The organism is Bacillus sp. LQ01, assembly GCF_057624735.1.
Window position 1 is genome coordinate 419,573 of record NZ_JBYEZL010000003.1, and the last position, 18,673, is coordinate 438,245.

The following is an 18,673-nucleotide window of genomic DNA, read 5'->3' on the forward strand; positions in this document are numbered from 1 at the left end:
AAGACGGTTGTTTTTTTTAAAACTCAAAAGGCATATCTGAAGCTAATTGTACCTCTTGATCATCATGAGAAATTACTTGGCTTTTCTCTAAAGCTGTATCCGCTAATGAAATACCCCATGTCATTGCTAACGTTAATAGACTACCGATAAGTAGTTTCTTCATATTCCATCACCCACATTTTTTCTTTTAATATATCATGAAAATTTATCCATATATTATGCAATTATGCATATTTAGTTTTTGCGTTATTTTATTTCGGCATTTTTTTCATAAACTTTTCTTTATACGTATGCATTTCTAGTATATCAAAAAAGAAATAAGCTTTTTCATAAGCTTCTTCACTCTCTGCCTCATCATAGCCTAGCTTTTCTAAGCATTCACCTTTTTGATAGTATAGCTGCCCAATCAATGCCATACTATTAATTCGACACGATATTTCAATAGCTTTATTTATTTGATAAAGAGCCTCTTCATATTGATTATCTAAGTATAATGTTTTCGCATAATTATGTCTTACCTTCACATCAAACTCTTTATTTTCAGGTAATGCCTCTAATTGCTTTAATATACCTTCAAATAACTCCATGCCCTTCTTAAAGTAACCATTTTCAGCATAAATATTTGCAATTGCATTCTCTATATAAAGATTTTGGTACACATCAATCCCAGTTAATTGTTGATTTAACAATTTTTTTAATTCTAAAATACAATATTCATAATCACTTTTCTTCAATACATACGCTGCTACATGATATTGCCATTGAAGAAATTGCTGAAACTCAGGATGATATTCTTCCTTTTTCAACTCATTCCATACTTTATTATAAATTTCTTTATATTTCTTTTGCTTACAAAGCATAATGATTTGATCTTTTAACTGCTTTTTCCTCTCAATATCGGAATAAATGAGTACCTCATAAAAATGAATAATGGGAACTTGTAACTTTGCTGCAATACCTTGCAATATATCCATACTTGGGTATACCGCACCCGATTCAATCCTGCTCACTTCCGATTGATGACATATGTTCTCGGATAACTGTTTTTGTGTTAATCCTCTCAACACTCTAATTTTCTTAATTTCACTTCCTAATTTCTCTGCGTGCATACTTACTCACCATCCCATTATAACAATCTAATTTGTTAAGTTGTCATACCACTACAATAATGTGAATTCGACAATTTTTGATATGAAATAATGCATAATATATATAAAATTCGGCAAATTTTTCATACAATTCATCTCACATACAATAATAGATTAGGAGTGTTATAGATGAATTATAGAAAACTTGCTAGTGCTTTCGTTACATTCGGTCTTCTTTGCCCTTTATCAACAGAAGCTATTCATGCTCAAGAATTAGACAAAAGTGTAGTCAAAGTTGAAATTGCTCAGCCTGGTTTAACAATCGGGAAATTAACACAACCTCAAAATGATACAAAAGAAAATATTGCTAAAAAGTATTTAAAAGGTGAGGTAAATGGGGCGAAAGCTCAACAAGAACAAGTCACTACTGAAAAAAATGTAGATTTCCAACCTACAAATAAAGAAACCAAAGAAAATCAAACCGAAGTTCGCCTTGCACAAACATATAAAAACTATAAAGTATATGGCCAAGATCTCATTGTAAAAGTAGATAAAAATGGAGTGATCACAACTGTTAGTGGTAAAGTTGTTCAAAATTTAAATCAACAACCTAATCTTACTATAACAAATTTTTTGTCGAAAAATGAAGTAAAATCTAAATTACGCGATATAGTTCAAATTCCAAGTGATGCAGTTGAGACAGAATTCTCTAGCGAAACCGTTGTTTATAAGAAAAAAGATGGCTATTATACATTCGCAACTGTTATTACATTTACTTATGAAAACAATGAACAAATTATAAACGGCAATGCTATCGTTGATCTAAAAACTGGCGAAGTACTTTTCCAAGAAAAGTTCATTAAAAACAAAGAGAATAAGACTATAAATCAAGTAACATCACCTAGATTATCCCCTGCAAGTGAGCAAGGAACTGGGAAAAATGCACTTCAAGAAAACATCTCTTTCAATATTGCCAAAGGAACTGATGGGAAATTTTATTTAGCGGATTTATCACGCGGAAATGGTATTTATATTTATAATGCAAACTACGCCGATTCCCTCGGAGGATATAGTCAAGCTGGTTATCCAGGGACACTAATTTCAAGTAGTACTCCTAATTTTGCGGATAAAGAAGCCGCGGGCGCTATGAAGAATATGAGTGATATTTACGATTACTTTAAGAAAGAACATAATCTAAAAAGTTACGACAATAAAGATTCAAAAGTTGTTGCTAGTGTACACGGTTTTGATTCTACTGAAGTTAGTGATGGTGTAAAAGAAGACTATGTAAATGCATTTTGGCATCCCGCTTGGAACCAAATGGTATTTGGTGATGGTTTAGGCGGAAAACTAACATCCGCTCTTGATGTAACAGCTCATGAATTTGGACATGCTGTATTTAGTGGCACGACGAAAAATAAAGTCGTGAGATATCCAAGCGCTGAAACATCTGCACTAAACGAGGGATTAGCGGATTTCTGGGGTACACAAATCGAATATTACGTAAAGAAAGATAAAGGAAACTGGATTATGGGCGATACATTAGGTGGCCTAACAATTCGTGATATCCCAAGAGAAATTGGTGACGGCGGTCATAAATTATATACAAATTTACAAGATTTCTATAACGATGGTAATAATCAAGAATCACACGTGAATTCTGGTATTATCAGTCACGTATTATATCAATTAGCTGAAGGTAAAACATATAACGGTGTTGCTGTTCAAAAGCAAGGAAATGAAAAAGTAAGTAAAGTTGTTATGCGTACATTGCAAAATTATGCAACTTCCGCTGAAGACTTTGAATCACTTCAATCTCATATTGTACAAGCTGCAAAAGATTTATATGGCACTGCCGTATCAAATGAATTTGCAAAGGCATTTGAAGCACACGGTTACAAACCGTTACAAAAAATAAATAAAGTAATAGCGGTACAATAATAAAAAAGAAGTTTACCAATCATAGGTAAACTTCTTTTCATATCCAACCCTTTTCTTCCGCAATTGTAATTGCCTCAATTCTATTTTTCGCATCGAGCTTCGTTAATACTTCAGAAATATAATTACGCACTGTACCCGGCGAAAGATAAAGTGCCTTCGCAATTTCGTTTGCCGTCTTTCCTTCTTTCGCAAGCAACAATACTTCCTTTTCGCGATCTGACAACGGATTTTGCTCCTGCCATAGGCCGAACATTAAATCTTGGGAGACCTCTCGTTTTCCCTTCATTACACTACGAATTGCTGCCGCTAAATCTTCACTTGGGCTATCCTTTAATAAATAGCCGTGCACACCAGCTTTCATTGCTCTTTCAAAATATCCCGGCCGTGCAAATGTTGTTAAAATCATTACTTTGCATGATGATTTTTCTTTCTTTAACGCTTCAGCAACATCTAATCCACTTTGAATCGGCATTTCAATATCCATAATACTTATATCCGGTTTTAACGATTCAATTAATTTTAGCGCCTCTTCCCCGTTTGCCGCTTGTCCAATTACTTCGATATCATCTTCTAGATCAAGCAGAGCCCCTAACGCACCACGAAGCATCCGCTGATCTTCTGCAATAATAATTCGGATCATGCCCTCACCTCATCTTTTCCTGTTCTAATAACAACTGGAACTTTTACTGTTAACAACGTCCCTGGATTGATTGTACCTAGTTCAACAAATCCATCAATAAGAGCAATTCGTTCTTTCATGCCGCGAATACCATTTCCATCATGATTTTGATCTGTTAAACCAATTCCGTTATCTTCTACTTTCAAAATTAGTTCACCTTGTGATTCTAATACAGAAACTGCGCACCGCGTCGCCTTACTATGTTTTACAACATTTGTAACGGCCTCACGTAAACACATCCCGACAATATTTTGTTCAATTGGTGATAACGAGCTCGATCTTGCTTCTTGCCTCACTTCTAATTCAATATTAGCTGCTTGTAAGATTGCTTTTATTTGCTCTAGCTCTTCTTCTACCGTAATCATACGCATATCAGAAATTAATTCTCTCAGCTGTTTTAAGGCTGTACGAGACGTTTGTGTAATTTCCTTCGCTTCCGCACTTGCACGCTCCGGATTTTTCACAATTAACTTCTCTACAAGCTGGCTTTTCAAAGTAATAAGAGATAACGTATGCCCTAATGTGTCATGAAGATCTCTTGCAATCCGCTGCCGTTCTTCACGTTTTACTAAGTCTTTAATTTGCTCGTTCGCCTCATCTAATTGATTTCTTAACATCTTTTTCTGATTAAAATTACGCATACCAAATGGCGTAAGAAGCATTAAAATAAACATCGGGACGATATTTACTAAACTTGTTGGTGTTAGTTGATTCATATTTACAAATACAAATGCTCCAAGCATTACAGCTAACAAACAGAGTAATACCCGAAATACTTTCTTACTTGGTGCAAATCCCATCGCACTTGCCGTGAAAAAGCCAAAGAATATCATGAAGGGATTATAAAATAAAGCAAATAAAAAGATGAGTATCATTTGAATGCATGCCCATAAAATAAACGTCTTCTGAACAAAATATAGCTGACGGTATGTGATAATAAAAAGTATCAACATACCGCTTCCTAGCACAAGCTTCCATCCTGATGCTTGTGCTAAATGGTAAATTGGAAATAATAAATACACAAGCCACATGTACGGAAAAAATCCCATATGTTTCGGAAAAATCTCAATCCTCTTCTTCTCTATCATTTATACCGCTTCCTGTCTTTTTCTTATATATATTGATACTACAACAAATATAAGGAAATAACCTCCTAATACCGCGATATTTTCCCATCCAATTGATTTTCCAGCTACAATATCCCACGCACCACTTCCGAAATGGTATGTTGGTGTCCATTCACCAATCGTTCTTAATATTTTGGGGAATACTTCAATCGGCATCCATAACCCGCCAACTATAGCTAAACTCATATTTAAAATATTTGCTAAGCCAGCAGCTGCGTCCGCCTTCTTAATGGAACCTATTACTGTTCCTAACGCTAAAAATGGTGTTACCCCTAACAATAACCATAACCCCGCACCAATCCATTGCCCTACTGTTAACTCAACATGATTAATTAGTATCCCTGCAATAAAGATAACTAATATTGAAAAAGCATTTACTACTGTTTGAGCGATAATTTTCGCTGTTAAATATGCTCCCTCTGGAAGCGGTGTAATTTTTAAAAGATGTGTCCATCCTTGCCCTTTTTCCTGAGAAAGTCTCACACCGAAACTAAAGAGTGCAGTCCCTACAATACTGAAAGTTGCCATCGAAATTAAATAATGTGCTTTCCACGCATCTCCGTTTTGTGGTACTTGAACAACATTTGTAAAAATGTAGTAAAACATAACAGGCATTAATAATGAGAAAAAGATAAATAATTTATTGCGGAATGTACGTAAAATTTCTATTTTGCACTGCATCCATAACGCTCTCATGCGATTTCCTCCTTCTGATTTGCGACAAACTGTTCAAATGCCTCATCAAGGCTTCCACGTTCAACTGAAACATCTGTTACAGGTAAACTCCTTTGATAAATGGCTTTTAAAGTTGCATCCGTATCCTCCGTTGTTAAAATGAAGCGGCCTTCGTTTGACTTTACTTCTATTACATTTGGTAATTCCTTTAGTAATTTTGTAGGAATGCTTTCCTTTGAGTAAAATGTGATTGTTTTTCTCGAAATCGTTGCTTTCATTTCGTCTGGTGTACCATCTGAGATAATCTTTCCGTTCGCAAATAATAAGATACGATTTGCTAAAGCATCTGCTTCTTCTAAATAATGCGTCGTTAAAATAATCGTTTTCCCTTCACTTGCTAACTTTCGAATCGTTTCCCAAAACGTTCTTCGAGACGTAATATCCATTCCGACTGTCGGCTCATCTAAAAATAACAAATCCGGATTTCCCGCAAGTGCAAGCGCAAAGTTTAACCTTCTTTTTTGCCCACCTGATAATTTCTCACATCTTTGCTTTCGCTCTGATTCTAAATTTGCTAACTGCAGTAACGTTTCTTTCTCTATAGGATTCGTATAATAACTACGGAATAACTCAATTGCCTCTTCCACCGTAATACTATCAATGACACTTACTTCTTGCAGCATCGCACCGAGGCTATTACGAACATCTCTATGCTTTGGACTCTTTCCAAATATAGAGACCTTACCTTCCGTTGGTTCCTTTAATCCAAGCATCATCGACATCGTCGTTGTTTTCCCCGCACCATTTGGACCAAGCAACGCTACTATTTCCCCTTTATTTACATGAAATGAAACATTATTTACTGCGTTTTTATGTTTAAATGTTTTAGAAACATCATTTACTTCAATAATCTTTTCCATCTCTCCACCCCCGCTGTTTCTTATATTTACATTGTATTCCTTGGAAAACTTAGGAAACAGTATGATGCGTCATGACATCGATATGACAATTGTCATGTATTCTTTATGAGAGGAATCAGCCCCCATACCGCAAGCGAGTAGCAGGACGAAAATAAACATGATACAATCGGATAAGATATATATTCGAGGAAGGACAGTGGTTTTCATGATTATTCGTAATGAACAAGATTTAGAAGGCTTACGAAAAATCGGCCGCATCGTTGCGCTTGCACGTGAAGAAATGAAAAAACAAGCGAAGCCAGGTATGACAACGAAAGAGCTTGATTTGATCGGTAAAAAAGTATTAGATGAGCATGGTGCTATTTCTGCACCTGAAAAAGAATATGATTTTCCAGGTGTAACTTGCATTAGTGTAAATGAAGAAGTTGCTCATGGTATTCCAGGAGATCGTGTATTAAAAGAAGGCGACTTAGTAAACGTCGATGTATCCGCTGCACTTGATGGCTATTATGCAGATACAGGCATTTCATTTGTTCTTGGAGAAGACGAGGCAAAAGAAAAACTTTGCCAAGCAGCGGTTGATGCATTTTGGGCAGCAATGAAAAAGGTTAGAGCTGGCTCAAAACAAAATCAAATTGGTCGTGCTGTTTCAAACTTCGCACATAAAAGTGGATACAATGTTATCCAAAACTTAACTGGTCACGGCATTGGTCTTAGCTTACATGAAGCACCAAATCACATTTTAAGTTACTATGACCCAATGGATAATGCGCTTCTAAAAGACGGTCTTGTTATCGCTGTAGAACCGTTCATCTCTATGAAAGCTGATCATATTATTGAACGTGGTGACGATGGTTGGACATTCGTTACACCAGATAAAAGTCTTGTTGCACAATGTGAACATACCGTTGTCGTAACACGCGGTGAACCAATAATCTTAACAGAAATCTAATACCAAAAACGGCTGTTTTGTAGATTTATTCCACATAAAACAGCCGTTTTTTATTTTTGGGAAAATATGTGAACTAGTGTTGAACTCTTTATCATTTAAGTATATAATCTTTAGCGGAGGTTACTTAAGCTTATCTTTACTAAAAAGATATTGTAACTAAGGAGTAAAACACCTTCTTTCCTATTGTTTAAACAGGCTCAAAAATGACCGTAGTAACGTGTTAGTCGAATATTCTGTAATCCTTATATTTCTCTAACAATGTAAGAAACTATCACCTTTCAACTTCGGTCCACTAATCGCACAACTCTCTTTAGACAAAATAAATGACTATTTTCAAAGTACATATTGTCTTCATTCTGACCAAAACCAACCCTATCTAGATTTTTATTTCCACATAACTTTAAGGCAAAAATAAGCCTTCACAAAGGGATACACTACATTGGTTAGTATGTATCGTAAAACTTACCTTTATAACCATTCTTTTTTACTAGATATACATGAAAACTATCTCACATATAAAGGTCTGATATCATTATTTATATCAGTATTTTTTTCGACATTTTTTGTCGAATTGTGTATATTTCCATAGAACTGTGTAAATATACATTTTGTTTTACGTTAAATAATATTGCTTTGAACATAATTCTGTTTGTCTGAGAACGCGTATAGAAACGGAGGGATAACAAAAATAAATAGCTTATAACAAATACTTTTAATATTCCATTTGTTCATGTGGAATAAGTCCCCAATGGACAAATGAATGTTCAGAGGAGGAAAAATGAAAAAACTTTTTAATGTATGTTTAATTGTATTCGTACTATTTTCGCAACTTGCTAGTTTTCCATACAATCAAGTAAAAGCGGAAACCTTAACAGGAGATTCCTTATTTGACACTGTTGAAATGAAAGATGCGACGAATCATATTATTGACGAAGCAAAAAATCCTAACAATTTAATAAAGATAGGATCAACCATTCAAGTAGAATACGCTTGGTCAATAAAGGATCAACAAGTTGCACACGCAAATGATACAGCAGTAGTTCAAATACCACTTGCATTAAAAGTATCTAAAGATTTGCAAGGGGATTTAGTAACAGATCAAAAAAATATTGGTCAATATTTTATAACAGCTAAAGATAATAAACTAAAATTAATATTTAATGATCAAGTAGAAAATTTGAAAGACGCTAAAGGAAAAATTAAAGTTGATACCGTGTTTAACTCAACTTTAAAAACTGGGGAAAAATCAGTTCAAATCGCTTTTCCTTTAGGAACAATGGTTCAGCCTATATCAGTTCCTGTTCAAGTAGAAAACTCTAAAGAAGATGGCACCAAACAGGATACTAATAAACAAGCGCAAGATCCAGTAGCTAAACCTGTTACTGACAATCCGGAGCAAGATCCAGCAACTAAAACTGTTACTGATAATCCGGAACAAAACCCAGCAACTAAAACTGTTACCGATAATCCGGAACAAAACCCAGCAGCTAAAACTGCCACTGATAATCCGGAACAAAACCCAGCAGCTAAAACTGCCACTGATAATCCGGAACAAAACCTAGCAGCTAAAATTGCTACTGACAATCCAGAACAAAAGCTATCAAGCGACCCTGCTGAGAATACAAATTCAGGTCCAAAGCAAATAACAACAAACATTTTAACCGGTGTAAAGTTGACGGATAAAGACGGAAAACCATTTACAGAGGATAACCGTCCAAGTATAGATTCCCCTGCCAATATTGAGTTTACATGGGAACTTTTAAAGTCAATGAATGTGAAAAATGGAGATTACTATATTTTTGATCTTCCTAAACATTTTAAGATTTACAATACAATTAACAGTCCTTTATATGATAGTGAAAACCATCAAATTGGTAATTTTACTGTTACAAAAGATGGAAAAGTCACGATGACATTCAACGATTATGTTGAAGAGCATCCAGATGTTGCTGGTAACCTACAATTAAAGACAGAATTTAATAAAGCTGAAATTAAAGGTACAACAACACAAGAAATTCCTTTCCCGATTAAAGATAAGGATGTTTCTATTACAGTTGACTTTAAGCCTAATGTACAAACAGCTACGAATAAAAAAGGATTACCTGATAGACCAATTAATACAAATGAAATTAATTGGAAAGTAGAGATGAACAAAACGCAAGACACCCTTAAAAACGCTATTTTTAAAGATAACATTCCACAAGGTACAAACTTAAATAAAGATTCTATTAAAGTTTATTATTTAGAAGTTGATGTTAATGGGAATGTAACGCGTGGTGCAGAAGCTGAGCCAACAGATTACAATATTATTTCATCAGATGGCTCAAAATTGGAGATTGCTTTTAAAGATTCTATCAATAAAGCATATCAAATCGAATATGCCACAAAAATTACTGATGAAAATATTAAAAGTTTCCGAAATAACGTTACGATAACGAGTGATAATCAAAAGCAACAAAACGCAAGCTCTACTGTAACGGTTTCTCGTGGTACACACTTAAATAAAACAAGTAAATATGATCCAAAGACGCAAACAATTGAGTGGACAATTACTTACAATGGTGATCAAAGAGAGATCAAAAAAGCAGATGCGATTTTAAAAGATATTTTTGACGATACACACGAACTAGATGCAAATTCTATTGTTGTAAAAAACGCTTCATATAATGAAAAAGGAACGCTTGTAACAGGAGACGCTGTTAATAATTACACTGTAAGTAACAAGAAGAATGGCTTCGATTTACAGTTTAATGATGATATTAATAGTGCTTATGTGATTACCTATAAAACCAAGCCAACTAATAAAGTTATAGAAGATGGAAAAGTAAAAAATAAAGTTACAGCTGATAATGATTCAAGTAAAGAAAATGAAGCTAGCTTCAAGCAGCAAAATATTATTAAATCTAATAATAAAGCTGAAACAAATTATAAAGACAAAACAACAACTTGGACAATTATAGTAAATAATAACAACTATCCATTAAACAACGCGATTATTACGGACACCTTTGATCATGGTGGATTACAATTAAAAGATAAGAAACTAGAAATTAAAGACGGAAATTATACCCTTCAAGCTGGGACTGACTATGTTTTAGATGTAACAGATAAAGGCTTCAAAATCACTCTTATAGGTACGTATCAGTCTAATATGACAAAGACATTAGTCGTAAAATATACGACAGACTTTGATTATACAAAGCTAGAAAGTGGTAAAACTTCATTTAAAAATACAGGTAATCTTTCTTGGATAGATACGGATTCTAATCCACAATCAAATAAAGTTGAAGCTAATTTTGATCCTGATACTTTCACAAAGGCAAATGGTTATAAATACGGTTCTTATAACGCCCAAACGAAGGAAATTACTTGGATAATAGGCTTTAACTATAATAATGTTGAGATTAAAGATCCTTATGTTATAGACGTCATACAAGATAAACAAAAGTTAGTGCCTGGATCCATTGAAGTGCGCGATATGATTTTAAATGGAAATCCTGATAATGCACAACCTGGTAATGCTGTACCAACTGAGAAATATGAACTTGAAGAACCTACAGAGGAAAATAAAAACACCCTAAAGGTTCATTTCAAACAATCAATTAATTCACCTTACTATATTATCTTTAAAACAAGCCTTGATGGTGAACTTATCCAAGGCACCTACAAAAACGAGGCAGATTTAAAAGATGGCTCTAAAATCGTAAACACCCTTACAGGTGACACTCAAGTAAATAAAGGTGGCAGCTTCGTTACTAAAAAAGCTGTGCAAGACGACAACTATATTAATTGGAGTATCGCAATTAACGAAAGCCAATCAACCATTGCAGATGCCGTTGTAACAGATGACCCAACCGAAAATCAGGTAATTGTGGAAGATTCATTCCACTTATATCCTACAACTGTTGATCCATATGGAAATTTAACAAAAGATACAGTAAACGAATTAAAAGAAGGAACAGACTATAAACTCAAAATAACAACAGACAATAATACCGGAAAGCAACATTTCGAAATTGCCTTCTTGAAAAAAATTGATCGAGCTTATATTTTAGAATATCGCTCACTTATTAATGCAGACGATAAAGAAAAAGTAAGTAATAAAGCGAAAATCACAGGCAATAAGTTGACAGTTAAAAACACAGAAACTACTGAAACGATTGAAGTGAGAATGTCTTCTGGTTCAGGCGGAGGATCTGCTACTAAAGGCCGTGGAAACCTTGAAATTATAAAGGTAGATAACGACAATAAAAACGCACTATTAGCTGGGGCAGAATTTACTTTATACGATCGTACAGGTAAAACTGTTATCCGTAAAATTACAACAGACAAAGACGGTATCGCTAAATTTAATAATTTAAAACGCGATAAATATTTATTAAAAGAAACAAAGGCTCCTGAAGGCTATGTAATTAGCTGGGATTTAAAACAAGGAAAAATTGTTGAACTTGGTACACAAGAGACTACAACATATAAACTTGCAAATAAGAAGTTTGTCGGTAAAGTAGTTTTAACAAAGTCTGATGACCTGAATAAAAACGTCACACTGCAAGGTGCCGTTTTCACACTACTTGATAAAGATAAAAAAATAATTTCAGAACACGAAAAATTAACAACAAATGATAAAGGACAAATTACTGTAGATAATTTAAAACCAGGAACTTACTATTTAAAAGAAATAAAGGCTCCTGAGCATTATCAATTAGATGATCGACTTATTGAATTTACAATCGAGGAAGATCAAACAACAGTAATCAATAAAACGGCCCAAAACAGCTTAATTAGAGGCTCAGCTATCCTAACAAAAGTTGATAAAGAGGGTAATACTTTAGAAGGTGCTGTATTTAGTGTACGGGACCAAAATAACAAAAGAATTCCTGGTTATACCAAATTAACGACAAATGGTAACGGACAAATCGAAGCGAAAAATTTACTTCCTGGAGAGTACCAGTTTGTTGAAGAGAAAGCACCTGAACATTATGAAATAGATAAAAAACCGCTTAAATTTACAATTGAAAAAAGCCAACAGAAAGCACTTACTGTTACCGCGACAAATCACCTCATTAAAGGTGGTGTCACTTTAACGAAAGTCGATGATGTCGATGGCACTGCCCTTGAAGGTGCTGTATTTAAAATTGTCGATGCGAATGACGAGAAACAAGTAATTCGTGAAAATATAAAAACAGGTTCAGATGGAAAAGTTACCATTAAAGATCTAGAGCCTGGTGTTTATAAATTTATCGAAACAGAAGCTCCTAAGGATTATACGTTAAGTACAAACCCTATCGAGTTTACAATTGATAAAAGCCAACAAGCTCTTGCTACTGTTACGGCAAATAACAGCTTAAAAACGGGCGAAGTTGAATTATTAAAAGTTGATGAGTTTGGTGAGAAAAAACCCCTTGAAGGTGCAGTATTCAAGCTTGTCGATACAAATAATAATGACGTTTCCCCTTACACTAACTTAACTACTGATAAACACGGTAAAGTTAAAGTTAGTAACCTACGTCCTGGTACGTATAAATTTATTGAAATAGCTGCTCCTGAACATTACGTTTTACGAGCAGAACCTATTGAATTTACAATCGATAGAAGTCAGAAAGAAACTCTACTTGTGAAAGCTGAAAATGCTTTAAAACCAGGAGATGTTGAATTAACAAAAGTTGATGATATCGATGGTACAGCTCTTGAAGGTGCTGTATTTAAAATTGTTGATGCTAATGATGAAAAGAAAGTCATTCGCGAAAATGTAAAAACTGGTGCGGATGGTAAAGCTATCGCTACTGGCTTACGCCCTGGCGATTATAAATTTATCGAAGTAACAGCACCGAAGTATTACGACAAAAATACAAAACCAATTAAATTTACGATTACAGAAAGTCAAACAACTCAGGCTACTGTTACCGCTAAAAACAGCTTAACAAAAGGCGGTATTGAGTTAACAAAAGTGAATGCTGCAGATGAAAAGGAAACACTTGAAGGTGCAGTATTTAAAATCGTTAATAGAGATACTAATGAAGATGTTCGTACGGACCTTGTTACGAATAGTAAAGGAAGGCTAGTTGTAGATGACTTACGTCCTGGTAACTATAAACTTATCGAAACAAAGGCTCCAACTTATTACGATGTAAATGTAGAACCAATTGAATTTACAATCGAAAAAGGACAACAAAAACTCCTTCCACTTACATTTAAAAATAGTTTAACGAAAGGAAAAGTTAAACTTATTAAAGAAGATGATGTGGAAAGTAGTAAAGCTCTTGCCGGCGCTGTATTTACATTGCAAGACGCAACTGGCAAAGAAATTATGAAAGATTTAACAACAGATGATCACGGAGTATTAGTTATTCCTGATTTAGCACCAGGGGATTATCAATTTATCGAAACAAAAGCCCCTGAACATTATAAATTAGACAAAACACCTATTAAGTTCACAATTAAAAAAGGTAGTAAGGAAGATCTTCCTATCCCTGTTACTGTAAAAAATAGTTTACTTACAGGTGGCGTCACTTTAACAAAAGTGGATGATGTTGATGGCACTACTCTTGAAGGTGCAGAATTTATAATCGTTGACGCTCATGATACTAAAAAGGTAATTCGAAAAGATTTAACGACTGATAAAAACGGTAAAATTACTGCTTCTGATTTACGTCCTGGAGACTATCAATTTATTGAAGTAAAAGCTCCAAAAGACTATACCTTAAGCAAAGACCCTATTCCGTTCACTATCGAAAAAAGTCAAAAAGAGAATATTACTGTTACCGCTACTAACAGTTTAAAGAAAGGTGCAGTAACATTAACAAAAATTGATGACATCGATCGTACGATGCTCGAAGGTGCAATCTTTAAGATTGTGGATATGAATGGTAAGGAAGTTCATACGAATCTTGTTACAGATAAAAACGGAAAAATTTCTGTTTCTGATTTACGCCCTGGAGACTATCAGTTCATTGAAACAAAAGCTCCTGAGCACTATGTATTAGATGAAACAACGATTCCATTTACAATTGAAAGAAGTCAAACGAAAGAGATCAATGTTACAGGCAAAAATGCTTTGAAAAAAGGTAGCGTTGAACTAACAAAGATTGACGATATTGATATAAATACAAAACTTTCTAACGCCGTATTTAATTTATTAGATGCAGACGGTGAGCTAGTTGAAGAGGGCTTAAAAACAAATGCTGAAGGTAAAATTGTTGTTGAAAATCTACGTCCTGGTACGTATCAATTCGTTGAAACAATTGCTCCTGAACATTACGATTTAGATAAAAAACCTATCGTATTTACAATTAAAAAGAGCCAAACTGAAACTCTTCATATCACTGCTACAAATGCTTTAACAAAGGGTGCAGTTAAACTTTCTAAAGTAGACGATATTGATGGCACTGTTCTTAAAGATGCAGTATTTAAAATTGTTAATATGAACGGTGATGTAGTTCATAAAGACCTTGTTACAAATGAACAAGGAATAATCGAAATTAACGACCTACGTCCTGGTGATTACCAATTCATCGAAACGAAAGCTCCTAAGCATTACGTTTTAGATGAAACACCAATCAAATTCACTATTGAAAAAGGACAGAAGAAAGTTATTTCTTTAACTGCTACAAATAGCTTAAAACAAGGTAGTATCGAATTACTTAAAGTTGATGATTTAAACACTCAAACAAAACTTGCCGATGCGGTATTTAATTTACTAGATCAAGATGGCAAAGTACTTAAAACAGATTTAAAAACAAACAGTGAAGGTAAAATCGTTATCGAAAACTTACGTCCTGGTACGTATCAATTCGTTGAAATAACGGCTCCTGAACACTATGATTTAGACAAAAAACCAATTATATTTACAATTGAAAAAAGCCAAAAAGATATTGCTACCGTTACTATGAAAAATAGTTTAACAAAAGGCGGCGTGGAACTTTCTAAAGTGGATGACGTCGATGGCACTACTCTTGAAGGCGCAGTATTTAAAATTGTGGATATGAATGGCACTGTAATTCGCAAAGATCTTGTTACGAATCAACAAGGTAAAATTAGCGTTTCTGACCTACGTCCTGGTGATTATCAATTCATCGAGACAACGGCTCCGAAACACTATGATTTAAACAAAGAGCCAATTCCATTCACAATCACAAAGAGCCAAGCTGATCCTATCTCCGTTACAGCTACAAATAGCTTAACGAAAGGCACTGTGGAACTTTCTAAAGTAGATGATGTAGATGGTACTGCTCTTAAAGATGCGATATTTAAAATTACTGATATGAATGGTAACGGCATTAGCACTGAACTTACAACAGATGTACATGGAAAAATTTCTGTTTCTGATTTACGTCCTGGGGACTATCAGTTTATTGAAACGAAAGCTCCTGAACACTATAAATTAGATAGTACACCTATTAAGTTTACAATTAAGAAAAGCCAAAAAGAAAAGCTCCAAGTTACTGCTACAAATAGCTTAACTGAGGGTGCTGTAGAATTAATAAAAGTGGATGATATAAATCCAGATACAAAACTTTCTGATGCAGTGTTTAACATCATCGATGCGAAAGGTAAAATTGTTCGCACTGATTTAACTACTGATAAAGATGGGAAGATTTCAGTTTCTGATTTACGTCCGGGAGATTATCAGTTCATTGAAACGAAAGCTCCAACTGGCTATGATTTAAACGTTAAACCAATTCCTTTCACAATTACGAAAGGACAATCTCAGGTTACCTCTGTTACAGCCTTAAATAGTTTAACAACAGGTTCAATTGAGTTAACTAAAGTTGATATTGATCACCATGGAACACTTGAAGGTGCCATTTTCAATATTTTAGACCAAGATGGAAAAGTCATCCGAGAAGGTTTAAAAACAGATCAACACGGAAAAGTAATCGTAAATGATTTGAAACCTGGTAATTATCAATTAGTAGAAACAAAGGCTCCTAAAGGCTATCAATTAGATGCATCACCAATAAACTTTACAATTGATAAAGCCCAAGCTAAGCCACTACAAATTACAGTTTCAAATAAAAAAATTGAATCTTCTTCAGGTGGAGATGACAAGCCAATTACTCCTCCAAATAAAGAAGATAACAAAGGCAATGAAACATCTGAGAAACACGAAAACGGAACTTCCGAAGAAACATCGAATAAAACAGATAACAAACATCAAGATGATCGAAATACGGATAAGCACCTTCCAAATACAGGTCATAAAGAAGACCCTACACAAACAGTAGGTATTGTTCTTCTACTAGCTGGATTATTAAGTATTTTAGCTACAAAACGCAAAAAAAATTATTAATAATTTTTTCACATCCAATCAATCTCTCAATTGATTGGATGTTTTTTTATACAAAAAGGACGATACATAAAGTATCGTCCTTTTAACGGGGTGAGGCTGCCCAAAAGTACGGAAAACCTTTGAACAGCCTCTTATTTTCATATGGATGCCTTACATATATCACTGATAATAATTATGAAATGCGGAAACATAATTACCATCAACTGATTCAAACATGAGAAATGAAACCCTACAGTGGTTCCATTCCTCTACATAATCTAAAGTTTGGGTACACTAGATTCATGCAATGTAGGAGCTTTCAGAGTAGAAAGCGAACCTTCGTTTAAAATGATAGCATACATATCTCCCTCAAAAATATGCAAATATGCATATATCGTTTTTTTATTTCTCGATGTCAGAATATTGAAAAATAAAAGGTGTGAAGGTAAAATAAAGTCATTATCCGTCTTCTTTTGTCAGTCAGAGAGAATAGAAGAATAGGAGAGGAAAAAATGAGAAAATCATTGAAACAAAAAATAGTAAGCTCTTTGCTTGCTGTATCACTTGCTGTTAGCTTAGCTCCAATTGGGCAAGCAAAAGCGGATTCCACGTCAGAGGTTACACAAACTCCATCTATTACAAAACAGATTGATCCAAACCGCGCGATTGAACATGTTCGTTTCTTATCTGAAACAATTGGTCCTCGCCCCGGTGGAACAAAATCCGAAGAATGGGCTTCTCGTTACATTGGTATGCAGCTTAAATCAATGGGCTATGAAGTAGAATATCAACCATTTCAGGTGCCCGATCAATACGTTGGATTCATTGAATCACCCCTATCAACAAAACGTAATTGGCAAGCTGGTGCTGCTCCTAATGCACTAATTTCTACAGAAGCTGTTACAGCTCCCCTTATCTTTGTTCAAGGTGGGACAAAATTAGAAGATATTCCAAATGAAGTAAACGATAAAATTGTTTTATTTGAAAGAGGAACGACAGTTACCGACTATAATAAACAAGTTGAAAATGCTGTTAGCAAAGGTGCAAAAGGTGTTCTTTTATACAGTTTAATTGGCGGACGCGGAAATTATGGACAAACCTTCAATCCCCGCCTAATGAAAAAGCAATCTATCCCTGTCTTTGGTCTTGCTTATGCGCAAGGAAATGCATTTAAAGAAGAAATCGCTAAAAAAGGGACAACAATTCTTTCCCTAAAAGCGAGACATGAATCTAAATTAACATCTCTAAATGTTATCGCCAAAAAGAAACCAAAGAAGAGTACAGGTAATGAAAAAGCAGTCGTTGTAAGCTCGCACTATGATAGTGTTGTCGGAGCACCTGGCGCAAATGATAATGCTTCTGGAACTGGATTAGTATTAGAACTAGCTCGTGCTTTTCAAAATGTAGAAACTGATAAAGAAATTCGCTTTATTACCTTTGGTTCTGAAGAAACTGGATTACTTGGTTCGGATTATTACGTGAATAGTCTATCCCAAAAAGAACGCGACCGTATTTTAGGTGTCTTTAACGCCGACATGGTTGCAACAAATTATGATAAAGCAAAGAATTTATATGCTATGACACCTGGTGGCTCTACAAACTTTGTAACAGACGCTGCCTTGCAAGCAGGTAAACAACTAAATAATAACCTCATCCTACAAGGTAAATTCGGTTCTAGTGATCATGTTCCATTTGCTGAAGCTGGTATTCCTGCTGCTCTATTCATTTGGATGGGTGTCGATAGTTGGAATCCATTAATCTATCATATTGAGAAGGTATACCATACACCTCAAGATAACGTATTAGAAAACATTTCACCTGAACGAATGAGAATGGCATTAGACGTTATCGGAACAGGAGTTTATAACTCGCTTCAAAAACCTGTTCCTCAAACTGAACAGAAAGCTGCTTAATCATTTAAAAGACCACTGATTTTTATCGGTGGTCTTTTATTGAGAAAAAATATATATGCATAAAAGCATATTTTATCCTACCCATTATCGTATACAATATTAATTGTAAC

At 34.6% G+C, this 18,673-nt stretch carries 10 protein-coding genes; 4 read left to right on the forward strand and 6 right to left on the reverse strand.

Translation table 11 applies throughout. The annotated features are described in order from the left end of the window. Positions 1-16 precede the first annotated feature (16 nt). Both AC22L0_RS22765 and AC22L0_RS22770 read right to left on the reverse strand, forming a co-directional pair. Entirely contained in the window at positions 17-163 is a 147-nt protein-coding gene (locus AC22L0_RS22765; protein WP_000734744.1) for a quorum-sensing peptide PapR, read from the reverse strand. 88 nt (positions 164-251) lie between these two features. Further along, on the reverse strand, positions 252-1,109 hold the full coding sequence (locus AC22L0_RS22770; RefSeq protein ID WP_000542907.1) for a helix-turn-helix domain-containing protein: 858 nt from the start codon (positions 1,107-1,109) through the stop codon (positions 252-254). 168 nt (positions 1,110-1,277) lie between these two features. Between AC22L0_RS22770 and AC22L0_RS22775 the strand changes: the two genes are divergently transcribed. Next, positions 1,278-3,029: a M4 family metallopeptidase gene (locus AC22L0_RS22775; protein WP_048568663.1), complete on the forward strand. Its 1,752-nt coding sequence runs from the start codon at positions 1,278-1,280 to the stop codon at positions 3,027-3,029. Between the two features lie 37 nt (positions 3,030-3,066). Here the strand turns inward: AC22L0_RS22775 and AC22L0_RS22780 are convergent, their stop codons facing one another. Genes AC22L0_RS22780 through AC22L0_RS22795 form a run of 4 tightly spaced genes read right to left on the reverse strand, consistent with a single transcriptional unit; the run spans position 3,067 to position 6,430 of the window. After that, a complete protein-coding gene (locus AC22L0_RS22780) occupies positions 3,067-3,669 on the reverse strand; it encodes a response regulator transcription factor (RefSeq protein ID WP_087967149.1) in 603 nt (200 codons plus the stop codon). Next, entirely contained in the window at positions 3,666-4,796 is a 1,131-nt protein-coding gene (locus AC22L0_RS22785) for a sensor histidine kinase (protein ID WP_000570626.1), read from the reverse strand. Before AC22L0_RS22785 ends, AC22L0_RS22780 begins: the two co-directional genes overlap by 4 nt. Then, complete coding sequence (locus tag AC22L0_RS22790; protein WP_001202427.1) at positions 4,797-5,531, reverse strand: ABC transporter permease; 735 nt, start codon at positions 5,529-5,531, stop codon at positions 4,797-4,799. It abuts the gene before it with no gap. Next, on the reverse strand, positions 5,528-6,430 hold the full coding sequence (locus tag AC22L0_RS22795; RefSeq protein ID WP_000411111.1) for an ABC transporter ATP-binding protein: 903 nt from the start codon (positions 6,428-6,430) through the stop codon (positions 5,528-5,530). Before AC22L0_RS22795 ends, AC22L0_RS22790 begins: the two co-directional genes overlap by 4 nt. A 157-nt stretch (positions 6,431-6,587) precedes the next feature. Between AC22L0_RS22795 and map the strand changes: the two genes are divergently transcribed. From map to AC22L0_RS22810, 3 genes are all read left to right on the forward strand, one after another. Then, entirely contained in the window at positions 6,588-7,382 is a 795-nt protein-coding gene (gene map / locus AC22L0_RS22800; RefSeq protein WP_003313889.1) for a type I methionyl aminopeptidase, read from the forward strand. 778 nt (positions 7,383-8,160) lie between these two features. Further along, the gene (locus AC22L0_RS22805) at positions 8,161-16,671 is read left to right on the forward strand and encodes a SpaA isopeptide-forming pilin-related protein (protein ID WP_140160744.1); all 8,511 of its coding nucleotides are present in this window, start codon (positions 8,161-8,163) and stop codon (positions 16,669-16,671) included. Between the two features lie 491 nt (positions 16,672-17,162). After that, positions 17,163-18,563 carry a M28 family metallopeptidase gene (locus AC22L0_RS22810; protein WP_487272444.1) on the forward strand — a complete coding sequence of 467 codons (1,401 nt, stop codon included), beginning with the start codon at positions 17,163-17,165 and terminating at the stop codon, positions 18,561-18,563. Positions 18,564-18,673: the final 110 nt, after the last annotated feature.